This window comes from Lentilactobacillus dabitei, assembly GCF_019061365.1.
Classification (GTDB): domain Bacteria; phylum Bacillota; class Bacilli; order Lactobacillales; family Lactobacillaceae; genus Lentilactobacillus; species Lentilactobacillus dabitei.
Map to the genome: position 1 here is coordinate 1 of NZ_JAHPPD010000118.1, position 6,190 is coordinate 6,190.

Consider the following 6,190-nt stretch of genomic DNA (forward strand, 5'->3'; position numbering starts at 1 on the left):
ACCTCATACTTAATTAATAATTCTATGGTACTCAAAAAGACGTCTACGAAGTAGACGTCCAGTTATTTAGTGCTTACATTATTGTTCAAAATCAAATTTAACAATTCTTGGTAAAGAAAAAGAACCAACCTAAGAATAGATTGGCTCTAAGAAACTTGATTTAGTCAAATTTCAACTTATTAATCTAACTTCTTCTTACTTAAAACATTCAATTGATCATCAAAGTCATAAACAACTGGTTCGCCAGTTGCCATTTCCAAGTTCATGATGTCTTCATCAGAAATGTTTTCGATGTATTTTGAAAGCGCACGTAATGAGTTACCATGGGCAGCGATGACCACGTTCTTGCCGTCTAATAATTTAGGGGCAATTTGGTCTTCCCAGAACGGCATTACTCGTTCAAGGGTTACCTTGAGGTTTTCACCACCAGGGATAATGTGAGGATCCAAGTTTGCGTAACGACGGTCGTGAACAGCTGAACCTTCATCGTCGGCTTTCAAAAGAGGTGGCAAAACATCATATGATCGACGCCAGATATGAACTTGTTCATCACCGTACTTTTCAGCAGCCTTCTTCTTGTTATGGCCTTGTAATGCACCATAGTGACGCTCGTTTAAACGCCATGACTTAACTTCTGGAATCCAAAGTTGATCTGAGTATTCCAAAACATAATGCAACGTCTTGATTGCCCGAGTTAATACTGAAGTAAACGCAAAATCAAATTCGATGCCAGCTTGTTTGATTAACTTACCAGCGTTGATTGCTTGCTTAACGCCTTCCTCACTTAAATCAACGTCAACCCAACCAGTAAATTGGTTAGATAAATTCCATTCACTTTGACCATGACGAATTAAAACAAGTTTTGCCAATATTATTACCTCTTTCTCTATTTGTCTATCAGTTGATTTTACACCAAATGAAATAATTTTTCAGCCTTTTTTGGCGGCATTTTTATCCGCGGCGACCGCTACCGGTTCATCGTGGCGTTTTACACCCAAAATATCCAGGAAGAACGTGAAAATCGGCACCCCACAGATTAGGCCCCAGACGCCGAAGAAGTGCTCACCAACCAATAACACCACAAACGTGTAAAAGATCGGCAGGTTCGTCTTGGACGCCATAAAGTTCGGGTTCAGCACGTAAGCTTCAAAGGCGTGAACTACTAGAATAGTGATAATCAGATAAATCACATCTTGGAAACCGCCAACAGAGTAACCAACAAGCGACAACGGGATGAAGGAAATGATTACCCCGGCAACTGGGATTAAACTTAGGATGAATACCATCAGTGCTAAGACTGCCAACTGTGGCAGGTGCATGAACGCCATCGCAATTGTGGTTAAAGCCGTGTTGCAGATTGCGATAAAGAATTGAGCTTCGATGACCACCCCAAAGGTTGCCACAAACTTCTTACCAAAGAAGTAGAGATCTTGGAAGAACCAGCCAAAATCACTCTCTAAAAATAGTAATGAAAATTTATCCATTGTTCGCTTCTCAACCGTAAAGAAGAAACTCAGGATCATCGATAGGAAGAAAGTCAACCCCATCGTTCCAACCCCGGTGATGTATTTCCAAATGAGGCCAACCCCATTTTTCATCTGGGACATGATATTGCTTTGCTTCACCAATTCATTAAACCAGCGAATCGTCGTGTCGTCTGGTACATTTTGGGGATTTGAATAGAAGTTGATAATGTCTTGGGTGGCATTGATCGCCTGTTCCGCGATCTTGGGAATATAAATCGTCACCCCATAGTACAACGCGAGAATCACCAATAAGTACACTGCCGTCACAATCAGCGGAGCGGGAATCTTAATATACTGACGAATCTTGTTGGTTAATTTAACAACCAACAAGCAAAAAATAAACGTCAGTAGAACTGTACTCATCATGCTTCTGGTCACGTAAAGAACAAAAATAACGAACACTAAAACGGTGAATCTTCGTAGGGCTACGTTATTAATAAATTTGGACCACGCCGTCAAACAACCAACTCCCCTCACATGTCATGTGATCGATTTTTATTTGTGCCTCAATGATACATTGTCCGCGTCGGGTTAGACAAGTTTTATTTAGCTAAGATCCGGATAACTTTCCCCTAAACGGAAAATCTCAGAAGTGGCAGTTTTGAGCACTTCTGAGATTTGTTGTGATTTTTATTTGGATGATGAAGTTGGGGATGTGTGTGTTTCGACTACATAGCTGAATGGTGTTCCACAAAACAGGGGTCTGCACATAAGCACCTTTATCGTAAGTCCCGAAACCAGGGGCTTAGGATACGCTTATACATAGCCGAAACGTGTTCCACCAAGCAGCAATCTGCACATAAGCACCTATTCGACAGTAGTTATATTTTAAGGCTACACAGCTGAATGGTGCTCCACAAAACAGGGGTCTGCACATAAGCACCTTTATCGCAAGCCCCAAACCCAGGGACTTACGATAAAGCCGACTTATGCTCCGACCCCTAACCGTTTTGTTACGCACACTCTTTAATAATGCGCCTTCACATACTTTCCAATCGACTCATTACTATTATGGGCACCTTTGATAACATTTCTGACATCTTGATCACTCATTGCATTGGAATCAATTCCTGCAGCGCTAATTTGCTTTCTGGCGCTGGCAATTTGGCTTGCCGTGATTTCCTTACCATTGATTTCCTTTTGGCTTGGCGTCACGGTATATTCATTTGAACCCTTATAATTTGCGGCAGCCTTCTTTTCCGAGGACGTCAAACTGGCATTCTTATTGGGCGCCACATTCGGATTATTAGTTGTATTACTATCACTGCTTGAGTTTGAAGACTCAAAGTCATTTGAAGTCGAACTGGAGCTGCCATTTAAGGCACTGTTATTCTTATCGCGGAGCTTTTCAGCCTTTTGTAAAACGTCTTTATAATATGATTGTTTAATCGACTTGTCCGAGAAGATCTTATCCAACGTGCTGTTTGACTCAGCGTACTTACCTTCGTCGGTCTCATTTAACGCCTGATTATAAATAGCATCATACTTTTTATTGTTGCTCTGAATGGTTTTAATCAGTGTCAACTGGGACTGGGCCCGGTTCTTTAATAATTCGCTGCCGCTCTTGGTGTTAGCGACTGATTGATAGCCACTCTTGGCATTGGCAAACTCACGGTCTTTGAACAGATCATTGGCAGACATAAACGACTGGGTCTGATTTAAAATCGTGGATGCTTTTTCATCATTGGGCTTTCTCTTTAAGGCGTTCGTATAGGCGGTTTCGGCCGCAGTATAGTTCTTATTAGAAATCTGCAGGCTGCCTCGTTGCATTGCATCCGTATAAAGCTTTTCATTTTGACTGTGTCGGGCAAATGCATAACCACCAATCGAAAGCGCGATAACTAAGGTGATTACAATCCAAATCCATCTTTTCAAAGTGAAGCCCTCCTATTAAAGTTTATTCAGATTTATTATAACATCAATGGCCTGATCACATTCAAGTGTTTATGAAAGGTGATTAGAGATTTTTCCTATATAAAGTGACGCTGACGATTTAAAAAAATGAGCGTACACTATGCAGCAATGAGGCAAATTTTTGAACGTGCAGTATCGAGATTGCCAGCATCGTAATTCAATGAAGCCTGCTGGTTCATTGAGGTCCGTAGTCGCCTGATTGGACCATTTGTTTAAATCAATTCATTTTTACCAACCCTTCACATGCATTTTCTCATCAATTTTGTTACAGTTGGGATAGTATCTTAAGAAAGGAGCCCACTCATGGCAAACGATTCCGAAGATTATATTAAGCAGCACATGTTTGGCAACCCACAACTCAAGCCTGATGAAAAGCGGGCATTCCTGGGTAACTTCAGAGAACGGGTTGCCCTTGCCCTGACGATTAGTCAATTGCGTCAACCCGAAACCACGGCAATGGTCGCCAAGGTAATCACCAATTATCCAGAATATCGAATGTATCTTAACGGCAAAATGGATGACACACTGGTTGAAGATTACATGGGCATGGCAATTGATCACAATTATCAATTTACTGTTTTGGTCCAAAATGGTGTTCGGGTTGAAGCCCACACTGGGCCTCATGACTTTGGACTGGTGATTGCGTCCCCTAAGGAAAAAATCAAGCGTCGAATTCTATTGTAATTTTATACACACGTTAAGAAGCCGGCTTTTCTGTGGCTTCTTTTTTATTTTCATGAGATCTAATTACTAACACTTCCCTGTTATCATGCATTAAAATGAATTTGACAAACACATTTACACAGATTAATATTATTTTTAATTAATTTTATTGCCGAATATCTAATAATTATACACACTGAATCGAGGTTACATTATGAAACCCTATCAGTTAACGACAGTTGGTGACCAAGCCATCTCAATCGAATTTCCAAATGAAATTAATCCGGAAATTAATTTACGGCTGCAGGCACTCGCCAAAATTATCACCGCGGACAAGGTGGTCGGCGTCCAAGCTGTCATCCCCGCTTACCACACCTTACTGGTCACATTTGACGCAATGAGGACGACGCCAAGGAAGCTCAAGCAGCAACTTGACAGCATTATCGCAGATCAATTAGCTGCGCCGCTACCTCCTAAACGAACCTTAATCATCCCAGTGTGCTATGAAGATCCCTATGGACCGGATTTATCAGACGTTGCCGATTACGCTGGTATTTCTACCGACGAAGTCATCAAACGTCACACTGGCAAGTCCTACCTCATTTATTTTCTTGGCTTTCTACCAGGTTTCGCCTACATGGCGAGTGTTGATGACCAGATCGCAATGCCGCGATTGTCCAAACCACGAGTCAAGATTCCAGCTGGCAGTGTTGGAATTGCCGGCATCCAAACTGGATTCTACCCAGTCACCTCACCAGGTGGTTGGCGACTGATTGGCAAAACGCCACTCACCCTTTACCAGCCGGATAATCCCGAACCATTCTATCACGCCGGCGACGAAATCAAATTTGAAGCCATCGACAAGGAAACCTTCGACGTTATCAAACAAGCGGACGAACTCGGTCATTATCACGTAAAGGTGGTGACGGAAAATGCATAACCTTTCTGTGATTCAACCAGGTTTACAGACGACCATTCAGGATTTGGGCCGGGTGAGTCACCAAATTGATGGTTTCCCTGTTTCCGGCAGTATGGATCAAGCATCCCACCGGCTCGCCAACTTATTGGTTGGCAACCGCGGCCAAACGGCTTGTCTGGAATTTGCCTTAACCGGACCAACATTGGTCTTTCGGGTCGCCACGTTCATCGCCATCACTGGCGGTCAATTCTCGCCAACCCTAAATGGCAAACCCATTCCAGAAAATGAAGCCATTCGAATTCATGAAAACGATGAGCTGGCCATTGGTTCTGCCAACGCCGGCCGCTATGGCTACTTGGCCATCAAAGGTGGTATTCAGGTACCAGAAGTGATGGCCAGCCGCTCAACGACGCTACGAATTGGCATCGGTGGCTTCAATGGCCGGGCGCTCCAAGCAGGCGATCAGTTGCCGATCTCACCCCAAGAAACGCTCCAAAGTTTCGGTCATCGCCGAGTTAACCAAGCCTTCCTGGAAAGTTTCCGGGATCCTCAGGCAATGTTGCAAAACCCATTGGTCATTCGAATCTTGAAGGGTCCTCAATGGTCGCTGTTTTCTAAATCAGATCAACGATTACTTCAGCATCAGCAATACCAGCTCACCTCTGAGGCCGATCGGATGGGCTACCGGTTAGCTGGCAAGCCGTTGACCACCAACCTTAAGAGCCTGCTTTCCGAAGCCACGGTCTTTGGTGGCATTCAAATCACCAGCAACGGCCAGCCGATTGTGTTACTGGCGGATCGGCAAACGACCGGTGGTTATCCGGTGATTGCAACCATTTTAACCGCCGACATTGGCAAAATCGTTCAGTGTCAAAACCACCAGCTCATCCAATTTCAATTAACCAATTTGAAGACCGCTGAAGACGAACTCCAGAAACAAACCGAGTTACTGCAGCGACTGAAAGCGGAATTTATTGAACAACGTTACCAAGCTCCGATCGGAATCAATCGATCAGCTGCGCAACGGATTCGTGGATTGTTTGAGGGCGGTTTTTCTAAGGGGTAGCGGCTGGGATCCGCTCACTTTTTTAGAAGCTGTCCAAGATCTATGATTTTTGATATACTTCTATGTAAAAAGCGAGTTTAAGCTATGAAAAATTATCCCAGC

General features: G+C 43.4%; 6 protein-coding genes. 3 read left to right on the forward strand and 3 right to left on the reverse strand.

Annotated features, from left to right (window positions below):
- Positions 1-179: 179 nt before the first annotated feature.
- The 3 genes from KTE19_RS12490 to KTE19_RS12500 form a co-directional block, all read right to left on the reverse strand.
- The gene (locus KTE19_RS12490) at positions 180-869 is read right to left on the reverse strand and encodes a 2,3-diphosphoglycerate-dependent phosphoglycerate mutase (RefSeq protein ID WP_217164192.1); all 690 of its coding nucleotides are present in this window, start codon (positions 867-869) and stop codon (positions 180-182) included.
- Positions 870-929: 60 nt separating this feature from the next.
- A complete protein-coding gene (locus tag KTE19_RS12495; protein ID WP_289427414.1) occupies positions 930-1,928 on the reverse strand; it encodes an AI-2E family transporter in 999 nt (332 codons plus the stop codon).
- Positions 1,929-2,492: 564 nt separating this feature from the next.
- Positions 2,493-3,401, reverse strand: a complete 909-nt coding sequence (locus KTE19_RS12500; protein WP_217164189.1) for a hypothetical protein — start codon at positions 3,399-3,401, stop codon at positions 2,493-2,495.
- A gap of 342 nt (positions 3,402-3,743) precedes the next feature.
- Here KTE19_RS12500 and KTE19_RS12505 point away from each other — a divergent pair, with 342 nt between their 5' ends.
- From KTE19_RS12505 to KTE19_RS12515, 3 genes are all read left to right on the forward strand, one after another.
- Positions 3,744-4,124: a DUF1694 domain-containing protein gene (locus KTE19_RS12505; RefSeq protein ID WP_054746807.1), complete on the forward strand. Its 381-nt coding sequence runs from the start codon at positions 3,744-3,746 to the stop codon at positions 4,122-4,124.
- A gap of 193 nt (positions 4,125-4,317) precedes the next feature.
- Positions 4,318-5,043 (forward strand): 5-oxoprolinase subunit PxpB, encoded by a 726-nt coding sequence (gene pxpB / locus KTE19_RS12510; RefSeq protein WP_217164187.1) that lies wholly within the window; start codon positions 4,318-4,320, stop codon positions 5,041-5,043.
- The gene (locus KTE19_RS12515) at positions 5,036-6,088 is read left to right on the forward strand and encodes a 5-oxoprolinase subunit C family protein (RefSeq protein WP_217164185.1); all 1,053 of its coding nucleotides are present in this window, start codon (positions 5,036-5,038) and stop codon (positions 6,086-6,088) included. Before pxpB ends, KTE19_RS12515 begins: the two co-directional genes overlap by 8 nt.
- The last annotated feature ends 102 nt before the right edge of the window (positions 6,089-6,190 follow it).

Coding starts and splice junctions, on each gene's coding strand:
- KTE19_RS12505 (WP_054746807.1), top strand. CDS start 3,744: ATGGCAAACGATTCCGAAGATTATATTAAGCAGCACATGTTTGGCAAC.
- pxpB (WP_217164187.1), top strand. CDS start 4,318: ATGAAACCCTATCAGTTAACGACAGTTGGTGACCAAGCCATCTCAATC.
- KTE19_RS12515 (WP_217164185.1), top strand. CDS start 5,036: ATGCATAACCTTTCTGTGATTCAACCAGGTTTACAGACGACCATTCAG.